Annotated in this window: 20 protein-coding genes and 1 pseudogene; 8 read left to right on the top strand and 13 right to left on the bottom strand. The window is 66.4% G+C overall.

The annotated features are described in order from the left end of the window. Positions 1-81: 81 nt before the first annotated feature. The 3 genes from P5704_015095 to P5704_015085 all read right to left on the bottom strand — a co-directional run bounded on the left by P5704_015095 (position 82) and on the right by P5704_015085 (position 2,224). On the bottom strand, positions 82-423 hold the full coding sequence (locus P5704_015095; GenBank protein ID WOF77382.1) for a multidrug transporter: 342 nt from the start codon (positions 421-423) through the stop codon (positions 82-84). 118 nt (positions 424-541) lie between these two features. Further along, on the bottom strand, positions 542-1,354 hold the full coding sequence (gene mutM / locus P5704_015090) for a bifunctional DNA-formamidopyrimidine glycosylase/DNA-(apurinic or apyrimidinic site) lyase (protein ID WOF77381.1): 813 nt from the start codon (positions 1,352-1,354) through the stop codon (positions 542-544). Positions 1,355-1,411: 57 nt separating this feature from the next. Further along, complete coding sequence (locus P5704_015085) at positions 1,412-2,224, bottom strand: HDOD domain-containing protein (GenBank protein WOF81245.1); 813 nt, start codon at positions 2,222-2,224, stop codon at positions 1,412-1,414. A gap of 181 nt (positions 2,225-2,405) precedes the next feature. On the opposite strand from P5704_015085, the gene P5704_015080 reads away from it, so the two are divergent. Together P5704_015080 and P5704_015075 are read left to right on the top strand one after the other, a co-directional pair. Next, the gene (locus tag P5704_015080; GenBank protein ID WOF77380.1) at positions 2,406-2,945 is read left to right on the top strand and encodes a type 1 glutamine amidotransferase domain-containing protein; all 540 of its coding nucleotides are present in this window, start codon (positions 2,406-2,408) and stop codon (positions 2,943-2,945) included. 89 nt (positions 2,946-3,034) lie between these two features. Further along, positions 3,035-4,231 (top strand): class I SAM-dependent rRNA methyltransferase, encoded by a 1,197-nt coding sequence (locus P5704_015075; GenBank protein WOF77379.1) that lies wholly within the window; start codon positions 3,035-3,037, stop codon positions 4,229-4,231. 15 nt (positions 4,232-4,246) lie between these two features. Here the strand turns inward: P5704_015075 and P5704_015070 are convergent. Then, positions 4,247-4,576: pseudogene (locus tag P5704_015070) on the bottom strand (hypothetical protein). A 320-nt stretch (positions 4,577-4,896) separates the two neighbouring features. On the opposite strand from P5704_015070, the gene ilvD reads away from it, so the two are divergent. Then, on the top strand, positions 4,897-6,735 hold the full coding sequence (gene ilvD, locus P5704_015065; protein ID WOF77378.1) for a dihydroxy-acid dehydratase: 1,839 nt from the start codon (positions 4,897-4,899) through the stop codon (positions 6,733-6,735). 58 nt (positions 6,736-6,793) lie between these two features. Here the strand turns inward: ilvD and P5704_015060 are convergent, their stop codons facing one another. Together P5704_015060 and P5704_015055 are read right to left on the bottom strand one after the other, a co-directional pair. Further along, positions 6,794-8,527 (bottom strand): DUF4153 domain-containing protein, encoded by a 1,734-nt coding sequence (locus tag P5704_015060; GenBank protein WOF77377.1) that lies wholly within the window; start codon positions 8,525-8,527, stop codon positions 6,794-6,796. Positions 8,528-8,625: 98 nt separating this feature from the next. Beyond that, positions 8,626-9,744: an NAD(P)/FAD-dependent oxidoreductase gene (locus tag P5704_015055; GenBank protein ID WOF77376.1), complete on the bottom strand. Its 1,119-nt coding sequence runs from the start codon at positions 9,742-9,744 to the stop codon at positions 8,626-8,628. Between the two features lie 97 nt (positions 9,745-9,841). Between P5704_015055 and P5704_015050 the strand changes: the two genes are divergently transcribed. Next, positions 9,842-10,297 (top strand): metallophosphoesterase family protein, encoded by a 456-nt coding sequence (locus P5704_015050; protein WOF77375.1) that lies wholly within the window; start codon positions 9,842-9,844, stop codon positions 10,295-10,297. Here the strand turns inward: P5704_015050 and P5704_015045 are convergent. Continuing rightward, positions 10,290-10,937: a YitT family protein gene (locus P5704_015045; protein ID WOF77374.1), complete on the bottom strand. Its 648-nt coding sequence runs from the start codon at positions 10,935-10,937 to the stop codon at positions 10,290-10,292. The genes P5704_015050 and P5704_015045 overlap by 8 nt on opposite strands. Positions 10,938-11,024: 87 nt before the next feature. After that, positions 11,025-11,543: a dihydrofolate reductase gene (locus P5704_015040; protein WOF77373.1), complete on the bottom strand. Its 519-nt coding sequence runs from the start codon at positions 11,541-11,543 to the stop codon at positions 11,025-11,027. A 184-nt stretch (positions 11,544-11,727) separates the two neighbouring features. Here P5704_015040 and P5704_015035 point away from each other — a divergent pair, with 184 nt between their 5' ends. From P5704_015035 to P5704_015025, 3 genes are all read left to right on the top strand, one after another. Then, positions 11,728-12,843, top strand: a complete 1,116-nt coding sequence (locus P5704_015035) for a glycerophosphodiester phosphodiesterase (GenBank protein WOF77372.1) — start codon at positions 11,728-11,730, stop codon at positions 12,841-12,843. 93 nt (positions 12,844-12,936) lie between these two features. Further along, entirely contained in the window at positions 12,937-14,331 is a 1,395-nt protein-coding gene (locus P5704_015030; protein ID WOF77371.1) for a DUF2868 domain-containing protein, read from the top strand. After that, positions 14,324-15,697, top strand: a complete 1,374-nt coding sequence (locus P5704_015025; GenBank protein WOF77370.1) for a DUF3482 domain-containing protein — start codon at positions 14,324-14,326, stop codon at positions 15,695-15,697. Before P5704_015030 ends, P5704_015025 begins: the two co-directional genes overlap by 8 nt. A 30-nt stretch (positions 15,698-15,727) precedes the next feature. Here P5704_015025 and P5704_015020 read toward each other — a convergent pair whose 3' ends face one another. Next, positions 15,728-16,639, bottom strand: a complete 912-nt coding sequence (locus P5704_015020) for a DMT family transporter (protein ID WOF77369.1) — start codon at positions 16,637-16,639, stop codon at positions 15,728-15,730. Between the two features lie 91 nt (positions 16,640-16,730). Here P5704_015020 and P5704_015015 point away from each other — a divergent pair, with 91 nt between their 5' ends. Beyond that, on the top strand, positions 16,731-17,645 hold the full coding sequence (locus tag P5704_015015) for a LysR family transcriptional regulator (GenBank protein ID WOF77368.1): 915 nt from the start codon (positions 16,731-16,733) through the stop codon (positions 17,643-17,645). A gap of 130 nt (positions 17,646-17,775) precedes the next feature. Here the strand turns inward: P5704_015015 and phoU are convergent, their stop codons facing one another. The 4 genes from phoU to P5704_014995 all read right to left on the bottom strand — a co-directional run bounded on the left by phoU (position 17,776) and on the right by P5704_014995 (position 23,552). Beyond that, positions 17,776-18,504: a phosphate signaling complex protein PhoU gene (phoU, locus tag P5704_015010; protein ID WOF81244.1), complete on the bottom strand. Its 729-nt coding sequence runs from the start codon at positions 18,502-18,504 to the stop codon at positions 17,776-17,778. Between the two features lie 145 nt (positions 18,505-18,649). Further along, complete coding sequence (pstB, locus tag P5704_015005; protein ID WOF77367.1) at positions 18,650-19,477, bottom strand: phosphate ABC transporter ATP-binding protein PstB; 828 nt, start codon at positions 19,475-19,477, stop codon at positions 18,650-18,652. Positions 19,478-19,577: 100 nt separating this feature from the next. Then, the gene (pstA, locus tag P5704_015000; GenBank protein WOF81243.1) at positions 19,578-21,194 is read right to left on the bottom strand and encodes a phosphate ABC transporter permease PstA; all 1,617 of its coding nucleotides are present in this window, start codon (positions 21,192-21,194) and stop codon (positions 19,578-19,580) included. 81 nt (positions 21,195-21,275) lie between these two features. After that, entirely contained in the window at positions 21,276-23,552 is a 2,277-nt protein-coding gene (locus P5704_014995) for an ABC transporter permease subunit (GenBank protein WOF77366.1), read from the bottom strand. Positions 23,553-23,635: the final 83 nt, after the last annotated feature.

Here is a 23,635-nt window from a genome sequence, read left to right as displayed (position 1 = left end):
GGGTGGGAGGCGAAGCCTACTGCAGCGATACCGCGACCGGAAGGCTCAGGCCCTGCCAGTCGCGGTGCGTGATGACGCCGATCAACGCTGGGCGTTGTAACCGCTGGTGGTGCAACCCAGGCAACGCACGAACGCCGCTTTGCCCGGCTCGACCACCAGTGCCTTGCCAGCCTCGCCGACGTTGCCGCCCAAGGCGGTGAACGGCAGGCTGACAACGAACACACCGGCGCCGATGGCAGTCGCGGCGATCAGCAGCGGACGGGCGATGATCAGGTCGCCGACCATGGAGAAAGCCTTGGGCGCTTCGACGGAGTACATCGGATCACCACTGGTGTTCTGCGGGACCGACTCCGCATGTGCCGGCAGCGCCAGCAGGCCAGTGGTCAGTGCCAAGACAGCAGCGGTAGAGCGGAACAGATTCATGGTGTGGTCCTTCAGATGTGCGAAACGCGGCAATTTTTAGTTGTGGCGGCCACTATAGCAGTGGCCGGGGCACGCTGAGCGTGAACGCCGTCAATGCATGCGCAGTTACGCCAGCCGCTCAGCGCTGGCAGCGAGCGCAATACACGCTGGCACGCTGACCGAGGCGAATCTCGCGCAAAGTGCCACCGCAGTTCTTGCAGAATTCGCCGGCCCGTCCGTAGACGAACAGCTCCTGCTGAAAATAGCCGGGTTTGCCATCGCCGCCGACGAAATCGCGCAACGTCGTACCGCCACGCTCGATGGCCATCGCCAGTATTCGCCGGATTTCCTCACCCAGTTTCAGGTAACGCGCTCGCGAGATGCTTCCGGCCGGCCGCCGCGGATCGATCCCGGCGGCGAACAGTGCCTCGCTCGCATAGATGTTGCCGACGCCCACCACCACCGCGTTATCCATGATGAACGGCTTGACCGCCATGCTGCGCCCACGGGACAGCCGATACAGCCGGTCGCCGTCGAAATCCTCGCCCAGCGGCTCGGGCCCGAGACTGGCGAGCAACACATGGGCGAGCGGCTCATCGCTCCAGAGCATCGCGCCGAAGCGCCGCGGATCGGTGTAGCGCAGCGCCTGGCCGGACGCCAGCAGGATATCGACGTGCTCGTGCTTGGCCGCCGGCAAGACCGCGTCCACCAGCCGCAGGCTGCCGGACATGCCCAGATGAACGATCAGCGTGCCGCTCTCGGCCTTGATCAGCAGGTACTTGGCGCGGCGTTCGACGGCTTGGATGCGTTGGCCGGACAGACGCACATCGAGGTCTTCCGGGATCGGCCAGCGCAACCGCCGGTCACGCACCAGCACGCGGCTGACACGCTGACCGACAAGGTACGGCTCGATGCCACGGCGGGTAGTTTCGACTTCGGGAAGTTCGGGCATGGCGGGACGTTGGCTACGGCGAAGGGATGCCGACCTTAGCAGGCCGACGCCGGGGCGTCAGCCCACGCCCAACTCGCGGATGCTTTCCTTGAGGCAGACGAAATCGTATTCCGACAGCCCGACGTATTCGAGCACCAACTGCGACACGCTGTCCCACTCGTGATCGTCCGGCTGCGCACCCAGCACCCGATGGCAGGCGCAGATATGCTCGGCCATCTTGAGGATCGCCAGCAGCGTCTTGATCGTCGCGTCGCGCCCCGAGTCGTCGGCGAACAGCGACAGCGCGTTATGGTGACTGGCGATGGCATCGCACAGATGCAGCGGCAAGTTCCACGACTTGGCGGTGAAGTAGCCGACCACCGCATGGTTGGTGCTGAGCACGCGATTCTCGATATCGACGATGCGCTGGCCGTCCCCGGTGCTGGCGTAGGCCTCTTCCAGCACGCTCATGTAACCGGGGAAGCGCTTGAGCATCAGCGGGATGCCGCAGTTGTGGAACAGCCCGAGGGTGTAGGCCTCGTCCGGTGACTGATAGCCGATGCGCTTGGCCAGGGTCAGGCAGGCCATGGCCACGTCCTGGGCGCTGTCCCAGAAGCGATTGAGCGTGACGATGGTCTCGTCGCTCATCTCGCCCTTGATCGACTGCGCATTGATCAGGTTGATCACCGAATTGCAGCCCAGCAGGTTCACCGCCTGCTGGATGGAGGCGATGCGATTGGCGAGACCGAAATGCGGCGAATTGACCAGCTTGAGCAGCGCCCCCGAAAGCCCCGGGTCCTGGCTGATCAACCGGGCGATGGCTTTCAGATCGGGCACCGGCATGACCTGTTCCATCTGCAGGTCGACCATGATCTGCGGTTGCGGCGGCACGCTGATGCCTTGCAGCACCCGGCGGATCTGTTCGGCGGAGAGTTCAACGGCCATGAGGAAAGCTCGACGAGAGGGCAAAGTGCCATAAGCACGAAAAGGCGAACTTTGGCTGAGATGCAGGTCCCATTTCAAGTGACTCGCATTCGGCGAGCGTTACCGACAGACAGACGGAGACATGCCCATGACCCAATCCCTCAACGGCAAGCGCGTGGCAATCCTGGTGACAGACGGCTTCGAGCAGATCGAGCTGACCGGTCCCCAGGAGGCGCTGGAGAAGGCCGGTGCGACAGCCCAGATCGTCTCCGCCAAGAATGGCGAAGTGACCGGCTGGAACCACACCACCCCGGCCAGCAAGTTTCACGTGGACAAGACCTTCGACGACCTCGATATGAATGACTATGACGCCGTGCTGCTGCCCGGCGGCGTGGTCAACGCCGACACCATCCGCACCGACGAAACCGCGCAGAAGCTGGTGCGCGACGCCGCCGCGGCGAACAAGCCGATCGCGGTGATCTGTCACGGCGGCTGGCTGTTGATCTCGGCGGACCTGGTCAAGGGCAAGCGCATGACCAGCTGGCCGTCGCTTACCGACGACCTGAAGAATGCCGGTGCCGAGTGGGTCGACGAGCAGGTGGTGGTCGATGGCCACCTCATCAGCAGCCGCAAGCCCGATGACATCCCGGCATTCAGCCAGGCGCTGATCGACGCCCTGTCCGCCTGAACGGGGCGCCGCGAGGATTTTCCGGCAGCGCCGGCGCGCGTGGCCTGCCGCTCGTTTAGAATGCCCGTCTTTTTCCCGGAGCCCCGCCGATGTCCCTGCCCAGCCTGCGCCTCAAAGCCAACGCCGATCGCCGCTTGCGCGCCGGCCATCTGTGGGTCTACAGCAACGAGGTGGACACCGCGGCCACGCCGCTGGCGGGTTTCGCTGCCGGCGACCAGGCCGTGCTCGAAGCCGCCGGCGGCAAGCCGCTGGGCATCGTCGGGGTATCGCCGAACAACCTGATCTGCGCACGCCTGCTGTCGCGCGATCTCAAGCACAGCCTGGACAAGTCGCTGCTGGTGCATCGCATCCAGGTCGCGCTGTCGTTGCGTGATCGGCTGTTCGAGCAGCCGTGCTATCGCCTGATCTACGGCGATTCCGATCTTCTGCCGGGCCTGGTGGTGGATCGTTTCCACGACCATCTTGTCGTGCAGCTGGCGTCGGCCACCATGGAGCGCAACAAGGATGCCGTACTCGAAGCCCTGGTGCAGGTGCTCAAGCCCCGCGGCGTGCTGTGGAAGAACGACTCCAGCGCCCGCGACGCCGAAGGCCTGGAGCGCTACGTCGATACCGCGTTCGGCGTGGTGCCGGAATGGGTCGCGCTGGAAGAGAACGGCGTGAAATTCGAGGCGCCGGTGCTGCAGGGCCAGAAGACCGGCTGGTTCTACGATCACCGCATGAACCGCGCACGCCTGGCACCCTACGTGAAGGGCAAGCGCGTGCTCGACCTGTTCAGCTACATCGGCGGCTGGGGCGTACAGGCGGCGGCCTTTGGCGCCAGCGAAGTGTTCTGTGTCGACGCCTCTGCGTTTGCCTTGGACGGCGTCGAGCGCAATGCCGCGCTCAATGGCGTGGCCGAGAAGATGACCTGCGTCGAGGGCGATGCCTTCGAAGCCATGAAGGAACTGAAGAACGCCGAGGAGCGCTTCGACGTGGTCATCACCGACCCGCCAGCGTTCATCAAGCGCAAGAAGGACATCAAGAACGGTGAGGCCGCCTACCGGCGCCTCAACGAAGCCGCGATGCGCCTGCTGAACAAGGACGGCATCCTGGTCAGTGCCAGCTGCTCGATGCACCTGGAAGAAGACCACCTGCAGAACATCCTGCTCGGCAGCGCGCGCCATCTGGACCGCAATATCCAGCTGCTCGAACGCGGCGCCCAGGGCCCGGATCATCCGGTGCACCCGGCGATCCCGGAAACCCGCTACATCAAGAGCCTGACCTGCCGCATCCTGCCCAACAGCTGAGGGCGGCACACTCGCCTACCGTATCGTCATGAAACCCTCGCCCGGCATTGCCGGCGCGGGTTTCATCGTGCCGTGCCACTCGATGCCCTTGCGCGGATCGCTCCACAGCAGGCTGGTGCACGCTCGTCATCCATCAGGTGAGAACGGAACCAGGCCGTCGTCGGTCCGCGATAAGCGTCACCATCGCCCACCGGCTCGAAGTGGCTGACGTAGCACCGCTCAACATCAAAAACACCGGCCCGCACTGATGGCACTGCGACGACGGGGCGTGGCCAAGACCGACGGCGCGAGGGTCGGCGCGGTGACCTTCACGCGATCATCCTGCCCGGCCATGATCGAGCCACCAGCCAAGTGAACCGGCAGCCATTACCCGGACAGAGGCGGCCGATGCGCAGGCCTCACGCCCGCTCCAGCCGCTCCGGCCCGCTGGCATGCGGAATAGCGCAGGACCGGCAATCGTCCCGCCTGGCCCGAGCACCGTAAGGTGCGTAGAATCGGCGATATCTCGCCATTCACCACCTGGCGAACCTGAGCCCAGGCCTTACGAGCGTCTACCCGCCTCGACCGGCCCCTTCCGAACGCGCGGTCATCCTCCGTTGCATCCGGCACAGGCGTTGCTCACCATACGCATACCTCCGATTACCTGATTAGCCGCAGGAACCGTCATGCCTGATTACCGCTCGAAAACCTCCACGCACGGCCGCAACATGGCCGGCGCCCGCGCGCTGTGGCGCGCCACCGGCATGAAGGATGAAGACTTCAAGAAGCCGATCATCGCCATCGCCAACTCCTTCACCCAGTTCGTGCCCGGTCACGTACACCTGAAAGACATGGGCCAGCTGGTCGCTCGCGAGATCGAAAAAGCCGGCGGCGTGGCCAAGGAATTCAACACCATCGCCGTGGACGACGGCATCGCCATGGGCCACGACGGCATGCTCTATTCGCTGCCATCGCGCGAGATCATCGCCGATTCGGTGGAGTACATGGTCAATGCGCACTGCGCCGACGCCATCGTCTGCATCTCCAACTGCGACAAGATCACCCCCGGCATGCTGATGGCCGCGCTGCGCCTGAACATCCCGGTGGTGTTCGTCTCCGGCGGCCCGATGGAAGCCGGCAAGACCAAGCTGGCCAGCCATGGTCTGGACCTGGTCGACGCCATGGTGGTGGCAGCCGACGACTCCTGCTCCGACGAGAAGGTCGCCGAATACGAGCGCAGCGCTTGCCCGACCTGCGGCAGCTGCTCGGGCATGTTCACCGCCAACTCGATGAACTGCCTGACCGAAGCCCTCGGCCTGTCCCTGCCCGGCAACGGCAGCACGCTGGCCACCCACGCCGACCGCGAACAGCTGTTCCTGCGCGCCGGACGTATCGCCGTCGAGCTGTGCAAACGCTACTACCAGGACGGCGACGACTCCGTACTGCCGCGCAACGTGGCCAGCCGCAAGGCCTTCGAGAATGCCATGACCCTGGACATCGCCATGGGCGGCTCGACCAACACCATCCTGCATCTCCTGGCCGCCGCCCAGGAAGCCGAGGTCGACTTCGACCTGCGCGACATCGACGCGCTGTCGCGCAAGGTGCCGCAGCTGTGCAAGGTCGCGCCGAACATCCAGAAGTACCACATGGAAGACGTGCACCGCGCTGGCGGCATCTTCTCCATCCTCGGCGAGCTGGCCCGTGGTGGCCTGCTGCACACCGATGTCTCCACCGTGCACAGCCCGAGCATGGCCGCCGCCATCGCCGAGTGGGACATCACCCAGACCCAGGACGAAGCGGTTCACCACTTCTTCAAGGCTGGCCCGGCCGGCATTCCGACCCAGACCGCCTTCAGCCAGGCGACCCGCTGGGACACCCTCGATCTGGATCGCGCCGAAGGTTGCATCCGCAGCGTCGAGCACGCCTATTCGCAAGAGGGCGGCCTCGCCGTGCTCTACGGCAATATCGCCCTCGATGGCTGCGTGGTGAAGACTGCCGGCGTGGACGAATCCATCCACGTGTTCGAAGGCACGGCGAAGATCTTCGAAAGCCAGGACAGCGCCGTGAAGGGCATCCTCAATGACGAAGTGAAGGCCGGCGACATCGTCATCATCCGCTACGAAGGCCCGAAGGGCGGCCCGGGCATGCAGGAAATGCTCTATCCGACCTCGTACCTGAAGTCCAAAGGGCTGGGCAAGGATTGCGCCCTGCTCACCGACGGCCGCTTCTCCGGCGGCACCTCGGGCCTGTCCATCGGCCATGCCTCGCCGGAAGCGGCCGCGGGCGGCGCCATCGGCCTGGTGCAGGATGGCGACAAGGTGCTGATCGACATCCCCAACCGCAGCATCCAGCTGCAGGTCAGCGATGAAGAGCTGTCCCACCGCCGCATCGAGCAGGACAAGAAAGGCTGGAAGCCCGCCGCACCGCGCGCGCGTAAGGTGACCACGGCGCTCAAGGCTTACGCCCTGCTCGCCACCAGCGCCGACAAGGGCGCGGTGCGCAACAAGGCGATGCTGGAAGGCTGATCGCTAGCCACGGCCGCGACCAATAAGCCCGACCTCGCGTCGGGCTTTTTCATGCGCGCTATTCGGTAATCGCCGGCTCCAGCCGTATGCCGTCGATCTCCAGTGCATTGAAGCGCGGTGCAACGACCCGCCAGGCATCGCGCTCGATCCGCTCCCGCAGCGTCTCGCCGTCGAGGGTCTGCTCGTCGGTGGTACGCAGATGCCCGATCCAGCGCCAGTTGCCGTCCGGCCCGCGCCCCAGCACCGTCACGATCCGCGGTCGCGCACCGCGCAACAGCAGCACCTCGGGCTGGCTGTCGTCATCCAGGTCGACGGCGAACAGCGTGCAGTCCCTGTCACAGCCCTGGGTCGCGATGGCTCGTGCCAACGACCCGCCGGCATCCTCGAGCGGCTCGCCGATCCAGGGCACCGCTGCGGTATTGGCCATGTCATGCGCGTGTCGCCAGTTCCAGTAGCTGTCGGCGCTGTCCAGTCGCTGCAGGTCCGCCTGCAGCTGCTCACGTCGTGCTTCTTCGACGCCGGGCTCGGCCAGGCGCTGGCGCAGCTTCTCGAGATGCTCACGGCCGGGCCGCCCCAGCTGAAAGCGCAATGCGCCGAGATCGGTGCGTTCCGCCGGTACCCGCTCGTCGAGCAGGCGCTGGTACTGGTTGGCTGCGCTGAGCTGCAACGGGCTCAACGGCGGCAGATGCATGAGCAGCAACAGCACCACCGAAACCAGCGCCAGCAGCGGGTTGCTCCGGCGCAATCCCACCAACCAGCCATCGCGCCGTTGCAGCACCGCCGCCATCAGCGCCAACGCGTGCAGCATGGCTACCAGCGTCGCGCCAACCGCCACCACCCGATCAGGCGTGAGCCCGTACTGACCGATCCGCAACCAGAGCGCGTAAACCGCAAGACCTGCCAGCAGCGGCAGGCACAGGGAGCTGGCGTCGACCAGCACGCGCAGCGCACGCGGGTAATGCACCGCTTGCCGGCCATCCTGAACGACGCCGTTGAGCAGCGCGATATGGGCGAACACCATGGCCAGCAGGATCGGCGTCGCATGGCGTGTCTGCCACAGCGGCTGCAGGCCGGTGAACGGCAGGCAGACCACGAACAGCAGCAGGATCAGCACCGTCAGCGGCAGCAGGAAGCGACACATGGCCTGCAGCACGTTGCGCAGCGCATCGACCACCTGGCCGCGCTCCAACCCGATCCACAGCCCGATGGCGACAACCGTCGCACTGGCAATCCAGATAAAACTGGAGGACTCGAACAGCGTTGCGAACATGCGGATCCCGACCAGCTTGAACAGGCCGGCCCAGAGCCAGATCAGCAGCCAGAACGCAACCAGCATCAGCAATGCCATGAACAGCAACAGCCCATTGTTGATGGCATGCCGGTATAGCGCGGCGTAATCGACACACCAACGATGATCGGCGTCCCGCGCCTGGATGAAGGGTGTCAGCACATAAGCCAGAATCAGGTTGCTCCAGAGCAGCAGGGTGCCGATGGATTCACCCAGGTAATACCAGCGCGGCTGGTCGAACTGCAGTGCGAGACCACCAGCCAGCACCGCCGGCAACACGGCAGCGGCAAGGACCAGACGCCAGCGCCCGGCCTCGCGCAGATCGCCCCAGAGCAGCTGCAACTGCCAGCCGCCGATCACCGTGAACGCCAGCAGCGCCGAACACAGGACTCGCCAGCCGGCCGCGTGCGGCCACGCCTCGCTGGCCGCCCAGAGCGCCAACCCCTGCAGCAATCCGACCGCCAGGTAGACCTTCAGCGGGCGAGCGTCGCCTGTCTGCTCCATGCACATTCCTTTTGCCAGTATTCGTGCCGTCCGATCACGGCGGGTTGCAGTGTGCTACCCGTCCGGACGGGCCGCAACGCAAGTGCGACAGCGCGTGATCAGGTCGCCAATGCCTTGGGCTCGAGTAGCCCACAGACATGTTCGGCAATCGCCAGGCAGGCGGTCAGGCCCGGCGATTCGATACCGGACAGGTTCACCAGCCCGGCGATGCCGTGCTGCGCCGGGCCGTCGATGCGAAAGTCCGCGGCCGCCTCGCCGGGCCCGCTGATCTTCGGGCGGATACCGCTATACGCCGGTTGCAGGGCATCGTCCGGCAGCGCGGGCCAATAACGGCGGATCGCCGCGTAGAAGCCCTCGGCCCGCTCCGGCTCGATGCGGTAGTCCAGATCCTCGACCCACTGCACATCCGGGCCGAAACGGGCCTGGCCGGCCAGGTCCAGCGTCAGGTGCACGCCGAGGCCGCCAGGCTCGGGCAGCGGATAGACCAGATGGCGGAACGGTGTGCGCCCGGTCAGGCTGAAGTAGCTGCCCTTGGCGAAGTACTGCCGCGGCCGCGCCACCGGGTCCAACCCAGCAGTGTGTGCGGCGAGAATGGGCGCGCCATGCCCGGCGCAATTCACCACGGTGCGGGCCAGCAGCTGCAGCGGATCGGCACCGCCCACTTCGACCTGCAAACCTGCGCTGCCGACCACGATACCTGTCACCGGCGCGTTCAGCGCCAGCGCCGCGCCGTGGCGCTCGGCATCGCCCAGCAGCGCCAGCATCAGCGCGTGGCTGTCGATGATGCCGGTACTCGGCGAGAGCAGCCCGGCCACCGCCTGCAGCTCCGGCTCAAGCGCCAGCACCTCGTGCCCATCGAGGGAATGCAGATCATCGACCCCATTGGCCCGCGCGTGCCGCTGCAACTGCTCCAGCGCGGCAAGCTGGGCCTCGTCGGTGGCGACGATCAGCTTGCCGCAACGTCGATGGGCCACGCCGTGGCTGTCGCAGTAATCGTACAGCTGGCGGCGCCCGGCCACGCACAGCCGGCCCTTGAGCGAGCCCTGCGGGTAGTAGATGCCGGCGTGGATGACTTCGCTGTTGCGCGCGCTGGTGGCGGTGCCAAAGGCCGCCTCGGCTTCCAGTATCAGCACCTCACGCCCGGCCAGCGCCAGCGCACGTGCCACCGCCAGCCCGACCACCCCGGCGCCCACCACCACGCAATCCACCCGATCCATGCCAGACTCCTCGACCCGAACGTCCCAAGCCTGCCGCAACCACAGCGGTCGGCCAAGGGTCGGATGACCTGACGAAGAAGTTAAAGGGAACACCGGCATGCGCATCGGCCTGATCTCCGACACCCACGGCCTGCTCCGCCCCGAGGCGCTAGCGGCACTGCAGGGCTGCGCGCAGATCATTCACGCCGGCGATATCGGTAAGCCGCAGGTGCTCGACGGGCTGCGCACCATCGCGCCGCTAGAGGCGATTCGCGGCAATATCGATACGGCTGACTGGGCGCTGGAGCTGCCCGAACACCTCGATCTGCGCATCGGCGGCCTCACCCTGCACGTGCTGCACGACCTCAAGCAGCTGGACATCGACCCGCTCGCCGCCGGTATCGACGTGGTGATCGCCGGCCACTCGCACAAACCGAAGGTCGAGCGGCGCGACGGCGTGCTCTACGTGAACCCGGGCAGCGCCGGTCCACGACGCTTCAGCCTGCCGATCTGCCTGGCGCTGCTGGAGCTGAACGACGGCCAGGCGCAGGTGGAGCTGATCAGCCTCAGCTGACGCCCATGTAGCGATCGGCGCGGTGATTGATCGCCAGCACCAGATTCAGCGCCACGGCGCCGAGCACCGACAGCAGCACCTTGTCCACCGGTACGACGAACACCGCGGCCATGACGATCAGCGCGTCGATGCCCATCTGGAAGGTACCGGCGCGCAGACCGAAACGCTCCTGCAGGAACAGCGCGAGGATGTTCACCCCGCCAAGACTGGCGCGATGGCGGAACAGGATCAGCAGGCCGATACCGATGGCGAAACCACCGAACACCGCGGCGTAGACCACGTTCAGCTCGGCGAAGCGCACCCACTGCGGGGTCAACTCGGCGAACAGCGAGACCAGCCCCACCGCGCAGACGGTGCGCAGGGTGAACTGCCAGCCCATGCGCCAGATCGCCAGTGCGTAGAACGGCAGGTTGAGCAGGAAGAACACCGGGCCGAACGACCAGTCCGCCAGGTACTTGAGCAGAAAGGCCAGCCCAACGGTGCCGCCGGTCAGCAGCCCGGCGTGGCTGTAGAAGGCGATGCCAAGGGCGACCAGGGCGGTGCCGGTGAGCAGCGCCAGAGCGTCCTCCCACAGCGGGTGGCGGACGAAGATCGCGGCAACGCGCTCGGCTTCCGGGGCGTCGGATTTGTCAGGTTGCATGAGATTTCTCGTTACGACAGCGACGGGCCAGCATAGAAGCTGCGGCCCGCGAAAGATTTGGCGCCGATCAAGCGAAGAGGGTGCCGGTCAGCTCTGTTTTTGCCAGGTTTCGAAACGGTAGGCTGGTGCCTCGCCCTCAGCCGGATGTGGCTGGCTTTCGACGCACTGCCACTCAGCCTCGTCGAAAGCCGGAAAGAACGCATCGCCTTCGGGAGCGGCATCGATACGCGTGAGGTACAGCCGCTGCGCCTGCCCCAGCGCCTGGGCGTACAGCTGCGCACCGCCGATCAGCATCAGCTCGTCGACGCCCTGCTCACGCGCCCACTGCTCGGCACGCACCAGCGCGGCATCCAGGTCGGTGAAGGTTTCCGCGCCGTCGAGCTGCAGGTCCGCCTGGCGACTGACCACAAGGTTGAGCCGCCCCGGCAGCGGACGGCCGAGCGAATCCCAGGTCTTGCGGCCCATGATGATCGGTTTGCCGAGGGTCATGGCCTTGAAATGCTTGAGATCGGCGGGCAGGTGCCAGGGCATGATGTTGTCACGCCCGATCACGTGCCGCTCAGCGAGAGCAGCGATCATGGCGAGGGGAAGGCGGGTCTGATTCATGGCGGCGAGAATATCAGAGGGCCGTGTCTTCCTGCAGCGCTGTTGGCCACATTGAGTCGAACAGAAATCGCAGCGCCAGCCGTTCGTCGGCTTCATCGCTTTGCAATACAAGGGGCAACGCAGCGTCAACGTCCGGTCATGCAACTGGCTCAGGCTGTAACATCCAAACCGAGGAGATGCCGAAATGGCCCGTAAGACCACCGCTTCCCTTCGCCGCTGGCTGACCGCCTGCACCCTGCTGCTTCCACTGGCCGGCTTCGCTGCGGCGGAAGAACATGCCGCGAAACACCAGGCTGCGCGGGGCGAGCCGACGCCGCTGGTGATTGCCCATCGCGGCGCCAGCGGCTATGTACCGGAGCACACCCTGGCCGCCTATGCCCTGGCGGTGTTCCAGGGCGCCGACTACATCGAGCCGGACCTGGTGATGACCCGCGACGGCCATATCGTCGCCCGCCACGACAACGAGCTGGGCCTGACCACCGACGTCTCGCAGCGCCCCGAGTTTGCCGATCGCAAGCGCACCCAGCAGGTCGATGGCGTCACCCTCACCGGCTGGTTCAGCGAAGATTTCACCCTCGCCGAACTGAAGACCCTGCGCGCCATCGAGCGCATCCCGGATATCCGCCCGGGCAACGCGCGCCTCGACGGCAGCCTGGAAATCCCGACCCTGCAGGAGATCATCGACCTGGTGAAAACCCTGCAACTGAGCCAGGGCCGGCGCATCGGCCTGTACCCGGAAACCAAGCATCCGACGCACTTCCAGCAGCTCGGCCTGGCGATGGAAAAGCCGCTGGTGCGCATCCTCACCCGCAACGGCTACGTCGGGCGCCAGGCGCCGGTGTATATCCAGTCGTTCGAGGTGGACAACCTCAAGACCCTCAGCCGCCTGACGCAGTTGCGCCTGGTGCAGCTGTTCAGCTCGGGTCAGCCGTATGACCAGCAGGTGCGCGGCAGCAAGCTGACCTACGCGCAGATGGCGACGCCCGCCGGGCTCAAGGCCATCGCCCGCTACGCCGCCGGCGTCGGTCCGGAGAAGAGCTACATCATCCCGCGTGATACCAATGGCAACCTCGGCACGCCGACCGGTTTCGTCGCGGCCGCCCACGCCGCCGGGCTCAAGGTCCATCCGTATACCTTCCGCGCGGAAAACGCTTTCCTCCCGGCCAGCCTGCGCAGCAGCGACCAGCGCCACGAGCGCGGCGACAGCGAAGCGGAGATCCGTGCCTTCCTCGACGCCGGTATCGATGGGCTGTTCATCGACCAGCCGGACATCGCCGTGCGCCTGCGCAACGCCGACTGACGGCCCCAGCGGGGAGCCGCAACGGCTCCCCGTTTTCCCGTTCCCCCACGGCAGCGGTTATCCTCAAGGCACGACCCGCCAGCGAGATGCCGTGTGATAGCCCGCCCCGCCCCCGATCTGGATACGCTCGACCGTCTCTGGCTGACCGAGGCCGTGCGCCTGCGCGAAGAACATGCCGGGCCGCTGGAGGATGACGAAGCCAACCGCCAGGCCCGTGCCCGGGGCGGAGATCTCTCCGCGCTGATCGAGCGCCGTGCACTCTGGCTGGCGCGCCGTGACGGGCTCATCGAGGCGCTCCGGCACTGGCGTCAGGGCGCCCGCCTGGGTGGCTTCGTGCTGGCGCTGCTCGCGGTCTTCACCGGCGCCGGCCTGGCCTTCGCCGCACTCGGCGACGGGCAGCGACCGGTCAACGTGTTCTGGGCGCTCGGCAGCCTGCTCGGAGTCAACCTGCTGACCCTGCTCGGCTGGCTGCTCGGCCTGCTCTTCGCTGGCGACAGCGGCGGTGCGCTGGGGCGGCTGTGGCTCTGGCTGAGCGAAAAGCTCGCCCGCGACGCCCGCGCCGCGCAACTGGCACCCGCGCTACTGACCGTATTGCACCAGCGCCGGCTCGGTCGCTGGCTGCTGGGTATCGGCGTGCATTCCCTCTGGCTGCTGGCGATGGCCAGCGCCCTGCTCAGCCTCCTCGCACTGCTGGCGACCCGCCGCTACGGCTTCGTCTGGGAAACCACCATCCTCGGCGAGAGCGCCTTCGTCGACCTGACCCAGGCCCTCGGCGTACTGCCGGCGCTGCTCGGCTTCAGCGTGCCGGATGTCGAGCAGATCCGCGCCAGCGGCGCGCTCGGCGGCGATCTGGAAGGCACCCGGCAACGCTGGGCCGGCTGGCTGGTCGGCGTGCTGCTGATCTACGGACTGCTGCCACGGCTGCTGCTGGCGGGGTTCAGCCTGTGGCGCTGGCACCGCGGGCGCGACGCGTTGAAGCTCGACCTGAACCTGCCGGCCTATCGCCTGCTGCGCGAACGCCTGCAGCCACCCAGCGAGCGCCTCGGCATCACTGATGCAGCGCCCGCCCAGCTGCACGCTCCCAGCGCCGGCGCTCAGCTCGATGGCAGCGCCGGCGCCGTGCTGGTGGCCATCGAACTGGATGGCAGTCGCCCATGGCCGCCGGCTCTGGCCAAGGGCATCGCCGATGCCGGCATCCTCGATGATCGCGAAGGGCGCCGACGGCTGCTCGACCAGCTCACCCGCTTTCCCCCGGCACGCCTGGCCATCGCCTGCGATCCCCGACGCTCGCCGGATCGCGGCACCCTGGCGCTGATCGGCGAATTGTCGCGCTGCGCCGCGGCGACACGGGTCTGGCTGCTGCAGGCACCACCCGGCGAGGCACTGGACAGCGCGCGTCTGGATGACTGGCACCAGGCGCTGGACAGCCTGGGCCTGCCCCATTCCAACACGACGCCGCTGGGCTGGCTGGAGAGCGGACATGACTGAAGCCCTGAATCTCGCCGTGGTCGGCCATACCAATGTCGGCAAAACCTCGCTGCTGCGCACCCTGACCCGTGATGCAGGTTTCGGCGAGGTCTCCCACCGTCCCAGTACCACGCGCCATGTCGAAGGCGCGCGGCTGTCGGTGGACGGCGAAGCGCTGCTGGAACTCTACGACACCCCCGGCCTGGAAGATGCCATCGCCCTGCTCGACTACCTCGAGCGTGTCGAACGCCCCGGCGAACGCCTCGACGGCCCGGCGCGCACCGCACGCTTTCTCGACGGCAGCGAGGCGCGCCAGCGCTTCGAGCAGGAAGCCAAGGTGCTGCGCCAGCTGCTCGCCAGCGATGCCGGGCTCTACGTGATCGATGCCCGTGAGCCGGTGCTGGCCAAGTACAAGGACGAGCTGGCGGTACTCGCCGGCTGCGGCAAGCCGCTGCTGCCAGTGCTCAACTTCGTCGCCCAACCCGGCCATCGCGAAGAGGAATGGCGCCAGGCGCTGGCCCGCCTCGGCCTGCATGCACTGGTGCGCTTCGACAGCGTGGCGCCGCCCGTGGATGGTGAGCGCCGGCTGTACGAAAGTCTGGCGCTGTTGCTGGAACAGGCGCGGCCCAAGCTGCAGCGACTGATCGAGGACCACGAAGCGCAGGCCGCGGCGCGCCTGGACAGCGGCCAGCGACTGATCGCCGAGCTGCTGGTAGACGTCGCCGCCTGCCGACGCAGCGTGGCCGCACAGCCGGAGCTGGAGCGCGGCGCCATTCGTGAATTGCACGACGCCGTGCGCGGCCGCGAACAGCGCTGCGTCAAGGCCCTGCTGCGCCTGTACGCCTTCCGCAAGGAGCAGGCGGCGGCCAGCGATCTGCCGCTGCTCGATGGGCGCTGGGGCGACGACCTGTTCAACCCCGAGACCCTCAAGCAGCTGGGGGTGAAGATCGGCGGCGGCATGGCCGCAGGTGCCGCGGCCGGTGCCGGGGTCGACCTGATGGTCGGTGGCATCACCCTCGGCGCCGCGGCGCTGCTCGGCGCCATCGCCGGCGGCGGCGCGCAGACTGCGCGGCACTATGGCAACCGCCTGCTCGGCAAGCTCAAGGGTCAGCGTGAGCTGAGCGTCGACGACGCCGTGCTGCGCCTGCTCGCCCTGCGCCAACGCCAACTGCTGGCCGTGCTTGCGACTCGCGGGCACGCCGCCACCGAGGCGATCCGCCTGGCCACGCCACAGGACCAGGGCTGGCGCGAGGGCAAGCTGCCCGAAGCCCTGCAACGCTGTCGTGCCCATCCCGAGTGGTCCTCGCTCAACCCCGGCGCCCGTCTGCAGGACGGCGAGCGTCAGGCGGCGCTGGATGAGCTGCAGGCCGAACTGCGGCAGAGCTGACCGGCCTGCAGGCCCCGCCGTGCCTACGCGCTAGGCACGGGCCGGCGTACCATCGCCCACCGCGGTCGGGGCCGGCTGGCGGCCGATGCGCAAGGTGCACAGCGTTGCCAGCATGATCAGCAACCCACCCGCCCAGCCCATCGGCCCCAGCCGCTCACCCAACCAGAGACCGGCGATGATCGCGCCGAACAACGGTTCGGAGCCCATCAGCAGCGACACCCGCGTCGCGCTGCTGCGCCCCAGCGCGCGGTTCTGCGCAAACATGGCGAACAGCGTGGCGAACAGCACCAGATACAGCGTGCCGAACCAGAAGCCCGGCTCCACCGGCAGCGCCGGCAGTCCGCCCGGCAGCGACACGGCGAGCAGGACGCAGCCCGCCGCGACGACTCCACTCTGTACCGCAGTCAGCGCCAGTGCCGGGATTTCCCGGCCGGCCGTCAATCGCCGGGTCAGGCAGACCAGCACCGCGCGCAGCAACGCGGCGGCCAGCATCAGCGCATCGCCGAGATTGAGCGACAACTGCGGCCCGCCGGTCAGCAGCCAGACGCCCGCCAGCGACAGCGCGCAGGCGAGAAACAGCGCATTGTGCGGCCGCTGGCGCAGCAGCAGCCATTCCATGAACGGTGTGATCACCACGCACAGGCTGATCAGAAACGCCGCATTGCTGGCGCTGGTCAGCATCACGCCCCAGGTCTCGCAGAGAAAGATCGCCAGCATCACCAACCCCAGCGGTAGACCGGGGCGCAACGCACGACGACCGGCGCCGCGCAGTTGCGGCAGCAGCAGAACGAAGGTCAGGCCGAAGCGGATAGCCAGAAAGCCCAGCACCGGATAGAACAGCAGCGCCTGCTTGGCCACCGCATAGCTGCTGCCCCAGATCAGCGCCACCGTCAGCAGCATGCCATCGGCCAGCCACAGCCCCTGTCTCAACGTACCTTTCATCCTCGAGTCCCCGCACCGACGATCAGGCGCTGATTGTCGGGCCTGTCGCTGCGGTCGATAATCCAGCGAAACAGCACAGGACCTGTTCCGCATGGGAACGAATGACAGCGCAACCCTGCTGCCCTACATGGCCGTGTTCGTGCGGGTGGTCGAGGCCGGCAGCTTCTCCGGCGCCGCGCGCCTGCTGGGCAGCACGCCGTCGGCGGTGAGCCGCCAGGTGGCGCGGCTGGAGCAGGCCCTGGCGCTGCGCCTGCTCGAGCGCACGACGCGGCAGTTGCGGCTGAACGAGGCCGGGGCGGAGTTCTATCAGCATTGCCGGGATATGCTCGATGCGGCCGATGCCGCCGTCGCCATCGGCGAACGGCTGATGCGCAGCCCGCGCGGGTTGGTGCGCCTGAGCGTGCCCAAGGCCTATGGCAAGTTCGTCGTCGGTCCGCTGATGCCGGCCTTTCTGCAGCGCTACCCCGAGGTCGATGTACAGCTACGGATCAGCGACCAGAGCCCGGACCTGATCGAGGAGGGGTTCGACCTGCTGGTGCAGGTCACCGACAACCCACCCGAAGGCCTGGCCGGCAAACCGCTCGGGCCGGTGCGCCAGCTGCTCTGCGCCAGCCCCGACTACCTGCAGCGCCACGGCGCGCCGCAGCATCCGCAGGACCTGCTGCGCCATAGCTGCCTGTATCTGGGGGAAACGGCGGGAGACAATCGCTGGCATCTGCGCCGCGGCGAGCTGCAGGAGACGGTGACAGTGCGCGGCCGCTACATCAGCAACCACAGCGAGGCCCGGCTACTGGTGGCGCTGGCGGGTCTGGGCATTACCTGCCTGCCGCATTTCACCGCCGCTCAGGCGCTGGCCGACGGGCAGTTGCGCGAGGTGCTGCCGCAGTGGCGCTACACCGGCTCCTACCAGGGCGCGGCCTGGCTGCTGTGGCGACAGAATCATCATCTGCCGCCGAAGATACGGGCGCTGATCGATTATCTGAGCGAGGCGCTGATCCCCACCTGAGCAGCATCCACGCAGGCGAAGCGGACGCCTGTAGATGGTCATCGAGCCGCAGATCAGTATCGGCGCCACCTCGTGCCCGGCGTTTCAATCACAGGGCGGACATCCAGCCCGCCCCGCGACCAAACGTGGATCAGCGCTCCTTCGAGCCTTCCACTTCCTCAGCCATGCGTGCCAGGCCGAGGTGACGCACATCGGTGCCGCGCACCAGGTAGATCACCAGTTCGGCGATGTTGCGTGCGTGATCGCCGATGCGTTCCAGCGAGCGCAGCGCCCAGATCACGCTGAGTACGCGGGAGATCGAGCGCGGGTCTTCCATCATGTAGGTGACCAGTTCGCGCAGCGCGGTCTTGTACTCGCGGTCGACGGTCTTATCGTACTGCGCCACCGACAGCGCGAGGTCGGCATCGAAACGGGCGAAGGCGTCGAGCGCTTCCTGCACCATCTTGCGTACCTGGTCGCCGATGTGGCGCACCTCGACATAGCCCTTGGGCGATTCGCCTTCCTCGCACAGCTGGATGGCGCGGCGGGCGATCTTGGTCGCTTCATCGCCGATGCGCTCCAGATCGATCACCGACTTGGAGATGCTGATGATCAGGCGCAGGTCGGAGGCGGCCGGCTGACGGCGGGCAAGGATGCGTACGCACTCCTCGTCGATGTTGCGCTCCATCTGGTTGATCTGGTCATCGACGTCGCGCACCTGCTGGGCGAGGCCCGAATCGGCCTGGATCAGCGCGGTCACCGCGTCGTTGACCTGCTTCTCCACCAGCCCGCCCATGGCCAGCAGGTGGCTGCGCACCTCCTCGAGCTCGGCGTTGAACTGCTGGGAAATGTGTTGGGTGTGGCTGTCTTTGCTGATCATCATCAAGCCCTTGGGAAACTGTGGTTCTCTAGCCGGACGAGCCGGCCCTTGGCAAAGCGTGCTGCGCTAGGAGGCGGCGCGCAGACAGTACAAACGAGTACGGCAAGCGCCGCCGACAACGCGCAGCGCGGTTAGCCATGGCCGGCTAGCCGTAGCGCCCGGTGATGTAGTCCTCGGTCTGCTTCTTCGCCGGGTTGGTGAACAGCGTATCGGTATCGCCGTACTCGATCAGCTTGCCCATGTACATGAACGCGGTGTAGTCGGAGACCCGCGCGGCCTGCTGCATGTTGTGGGTGACGATGACGATGGTGTATTTGGCCTTGAGCTCGTAGATCAGCTCCTCGACCTTCAGCGAGGAGATCGGGTCGAGCGCCGAGCTCGGCTCGTCGAGCAGCAGCACTTCCGGCTGCACGGCGATGGTGCGGGCGATGACCAGGCGCTGCTGCTGGCCGCCGGAGAGGCCGAGCGCCGACTCGTGCAGGCGATCCTTCACCTCATCCCACAGCGCCGCGCCCTTGAGTGCCCACTCAACGGTTTCGTCGAGCACACGCTTCTGCTTGATGCCCTGGATGCGCAGGCCGTAGACCACGTTCTCGTAGATGCTCTTGGGGAACGGGTTGGGCTTCTGGAACACCATGCCGACGCGACGACGCAGGTCGGCCACGTCCTCGCCCTTGCGGTAGATGTTGGTGCCATCGAGGTTGATCGCGCCTTCGATGCGGCAGCCGTCGACCAGGTCGTTCATGCGGTTGAAGCAGCGCAGAAGGGTCGACTTGCCGCAGCCGGACGGGCCGATGAAGGCAGTCACACGCTGCTTGGGGATGTTCATCGCGACGTTGAACAGCGCCTGCTTCTGCCCGTAGTACAGGCTCAGATCGGGCACTTCGATGGCGACCTGCTCGTTGGCCAGGTTCAGGCTGCGCTTGTCGCGGCCGAGGGCCGAGATGTCGATTGAATGGGTAGTCGTTTGCATGTGCTCACTCCGTTCGCAGCTGCAAGCTGCAAGCTACAAGCTGCAAGCCAAGCCGGGGCGCTTCCTCTTGAAGCTTGCGGCTTGAAGCTTGCAGCTTCGATCAATGGTCCAGCGCCTTGTACTTCTCGCGCAGGTGGTTGCGAATGTAGATCGCGGTGAAGTTGAGCGCGGCGATCACCAGCACCAGCAGCAGCGCAGTCGCATACACCAACGGTCGTGCCGCCTCGACGTTGGGGCTCTGGAAGCCGACGTCGTAGATGTGGAAGCCCAGGTGCATGATCTTCTGGTCCAGATGCAAGTAGGGGTAGTTGCCATTGAGCGGCAGGTTCGGTGCCAGCTTGACCACACCGACCAGCATCAGCGGCGCCACTTCACCGGCGGCGCGAGCCACGGCGAGGATCAGGCCGGTCATCATCGCCGGACTGGCCATCGGCAGCACCACCTTCCACAGCGTCTCGGACTTGGTCGCGCCGAGCGCCAGTGAGCCTTCGCGGATCATCCGCGGAATGCGCGCCAGCCCTTCCTCGGTGGCGACGATCACCACCGGCAGGGTGAGGATCGCCAGGGTCAGCGAGGCCCACATCAGGCCCGGCGTGCCGAACACCGGGGCCGGCGCCGCTTCCGGGTAGAACAACCGATCCAGCGAGCCGCCCAGGACATAGACGAAGAAGCCCAGGCCGAACACGCCATAGACGATCGACGGCACCCCGGCCAGGTTGTTCACCGCGATGCGGATGATGCGGGTGAGCAGGCCCTGCTTGGCGTATTCGCGCAGGTAGACCGCGGCGATCACGCCGAACGGGGTGACGATCACCGCCATGATCAGGGTCATCAACACAGTGCCGAAGATCGCCGGGAACACGCCGCCTTCGGTGTTCGCTTCACGCGGCTCGTCGCTGACGAATTCCCACAGCTTGGCGAAGTAGAACATCAGTTTCTGCGGCGTCGACATGGCATTGGGCTGGAACGCCCGCACGACCTTGCCCAGGGTGATTTCCTGCTCGCGGCCATCGGCGGTGCGCACGGTGATGCTGTCGCGGTTGAACTGCTGCTGCAGGGCGACCAGTTTTTCTTCCAGCACCCGGTACTCGGCATTCCACTGCGCGCGCTCGGCATCCAGCTCGGCCTGGGCCGCCGCGTCCAGACGATCGTTCAGCTCCAGCTGGCGGGTCTTCAGGCGCAGACGCTCGAGGCCGTGGTTGATGCGACCGATCTCCACCGTCTCGATGCGCGAGATCTGCGTGTGCATCTCGTCGACGCGGTCGATGCGTGCCTGCAGTTCGCTCCAGGCGCCTTCACCCTCGGCGACCAGCTGGCCGGCTTCCTTCACGTTGAGCAGGTAGCCATAGAAATTGCCCCACTCACGACGCTCCAGCACCATCAGCTCGGCAGGCCTGCGCTGGTTGCTCAGCCACTCACCGACCACCCAGGAGAAATCCGCCCCATAGACCTCGCGGTTGCCGACCTTGAGCAGCTCGCGGGTCATGAACTCGCCGCCCTCGACGTTCACCGGCAAGCCGCTGGCCGCCAGGCGCGCGCGCGGCACCTCTTCGGCCTGCACCACCTCGCCGGCCAGCACGCGCATCTCGGCGCCCGGCATGCTGTAGTCGGCGACGATCACATCGGCCGGCCAGAAGTGCGCCAGACCGCGCACGGCGATGATCGCCAGCAGCCCCAGGGTCATGATCACGGCGATGGACACCGCACCGGCGTTCATCCAGATCCAGGGTGTGCCGCTCTTGACCCAGGTGTTCAACGAATCCTTTTTCACGGATCGATACCTTCTGCGAAATCTGGTTTACAGGCTGGCGTACTTGCCACGCAGACGCTGACGAATCAGCTCGGCGAGGGTGTTCATCACGAAGGTGAACATCAGCAGTACCAGCGCGGCGAGGAAGAGCACGCGGTAATGGGTGCCGCCAACCTCGGATTCGGGCATTTCCACGGCGACGTTGGCGGCCAGGGTGCGCATGCCTTCGAAGATGTTGGCTTCCATGATCGGCGTGTTGCCGGTGGCCATCAGCACGATCATGGTCTCGCCCACCGCGCGGCCCATGCCGATCATCAGCGCCGAGAAGATGCCGGGGCTGGCGGTCAGCAGCACGACGCGGGTCAGGGTCTGCCAGGGCGTGGCACCGAGCGCCAGCGAGCCCAGGGTGAGGCTCTTGGGCACGCTGAACACGGCGTCTTCGGCGATCGAGTAGATGGTCGGAATCACCGCGAAGCCCATCGCCAGGCCGATCACCAGGGCGTTGCGCTGGTCGAACGGAATGCCCATCTCGTTGGACAGCCACAGGCGCATGTCACCGCCGAAGAACCAGTTTTCCAGATGGCCGCTGATTTCCAGCGAGCCAAAACCGATCAGCAGGATCACCGGGATCAGCAGCACGGCTTCCCAGCCATCCGGCACTGCGAGACGCACGGCCTGCGGCAGGCGGCTCCAGGTCCAGGCGGCGAACAGAATCCCGACCGGCATCAGCAACAACAGGCTGAAGATGCCCGGCAGGTGGTTCTCCAGGAACGGCGCGAGGAACAGGCCGGCGAAGAAGCCGAGGATCACCGTCGGCAACGCCTCCATCAGCTCGATGACCGGCTTGACCTTGCTGCGCAGCCTCGGCGCCATGAAGTAGGCGGTGTAGAACGCTGCACAAATCGCCAGCGGAGCCGCCAGCAGCATCGCGTAGAAGGCGGCCTTGAGCGTGCCGAAGGCCAGCGGCGCGAGGCTCAGCTTGGGTTCGAAGTCACCATTGGCGGAAGTCGACTGCCAGACGTAGTCAGGCTCCGGATAGCTCTCGTACCAGACCTTGCCCCACAGCGCGCTCCAGGAGATTTCCGGGTGCGGGTTGTCGATCACGAAGCGCTGCAGGCCCTGTTCCGACTCCACCAGCAGACGGGTGGCACGCGGCGACATGGCCGCCAGAGCGGCACCCTCGGCAACCTGCTCCTTGAGCAAGGTGCGATGCGCGGTGCTGTGGAAGATGCCGATGCTGCCGCTGGCATCCAGTGCCAGGAAGCCCTTGCGACGCTCTTCCGGCAGGATCTGGCGGATCGGCTCGCTGCCCAGCTTGAAGTTGCGAACGTTCTCCAGCTCGGCCTGGCCGTCGGCGGCGCGGACCATGAACCACTGGCCGATGCCACCTTTGGAGTCGCCGATCATCAGCGAGATGCCGCCCAGCAACGGGCTGACCGTGGTGATCTCGCTGCCGTCACCGACCAGCTTGTAGCGACCGTTGAGCTGCTTGCGGCGCAGATCGAAGACATCCGCGCTGGCCTTGCCGCTGATCGCGTAGAGCCACATGTGGCGCGGGTCGAGCAGCAGCTTACGAATCGGCTCGGCCAGTTGCGGCAGGTTCAGGCGCTCCTGCTCCAGCGTCACTTCGCCGGTCATCAGGTTCTCGCTGGTGGCGATGCGCTGGGCATGCAATGCCGTGCCCGTGGCGCCGGCAACCAGCAGCGTCTTGCCATTGAGGCTGACGGCAGCCTGTTCGATCGGCCGACCCTCGGGATCGAGCTGCAGCGGTTCTTCACCGAAGGGGTAGGCGAGTTCCGGGGTGATGGTTTTCTTATTGTTCGGGTAAGTGACCTTGTAGTTGTGCTCGAACACCAGCGCCTGGCCGTTATCCAGACCCAGCACCAGCCGGCGTGTGCTTGGTGTGTCCTTACCCACCGAGACGACGCGGCTGCCAGCCGGCAGCGGCAAGGCCTTGCTCGACAGCAACGCACCGTCGCTGAGGCCGAAGAAGCGAACCTGACCGTCGGAACCCAGGCGCATCGCAACCTGGTTCTGCTCTTCCACCGCCAGCAGCAACGGCTCGCCGGCATCGGCCAGCCAGGCCGGCTGCTGCGCCGCGCGGCTTTCCAGCTCGGCGCCCTGGAACATCGGCAGTACAACCTGCGCCAGGTAGAAGAAGATCAGGGTGATAGCGACCAGCACCGCCAGACCGCCGATGGACACGTACCAGCGCGCTAGGTGATCTTTCAGCGCGCGGACGCGGCGCTTGCGTTGCAGCGCCGGCGTGTTGAAGTCCAGCCGTTGCACATCGGAATTCGCGGTCATGTTTTCCATGTCGTTCATGCCAGGGCTCCTGGGCCTGAGCGGCCCTTCGGGGCGCCTAATCTAATAAAGCTGTGTGACAGAAAAATTACAGCCAGGTGACG

The sequence above is a fragment of the Pseudomonas sp. FeN3W genome (assembly GCA_030263805.2).
In the GTDB taxonomy this organism is placed as follows: domain Bacteria; phylum Pseudomonadota; class Gammaproteobacteria; order Pseudomonadales; family Pseudomonadaceae; genus Stutzerimonas; species Stutzerimonas stutzeri_G.
The sequence above is the reverse complement of the archived record's forward strand: the minus strand, read 5'-3'. Positions and strand labels throughout refer to the sequence as shown.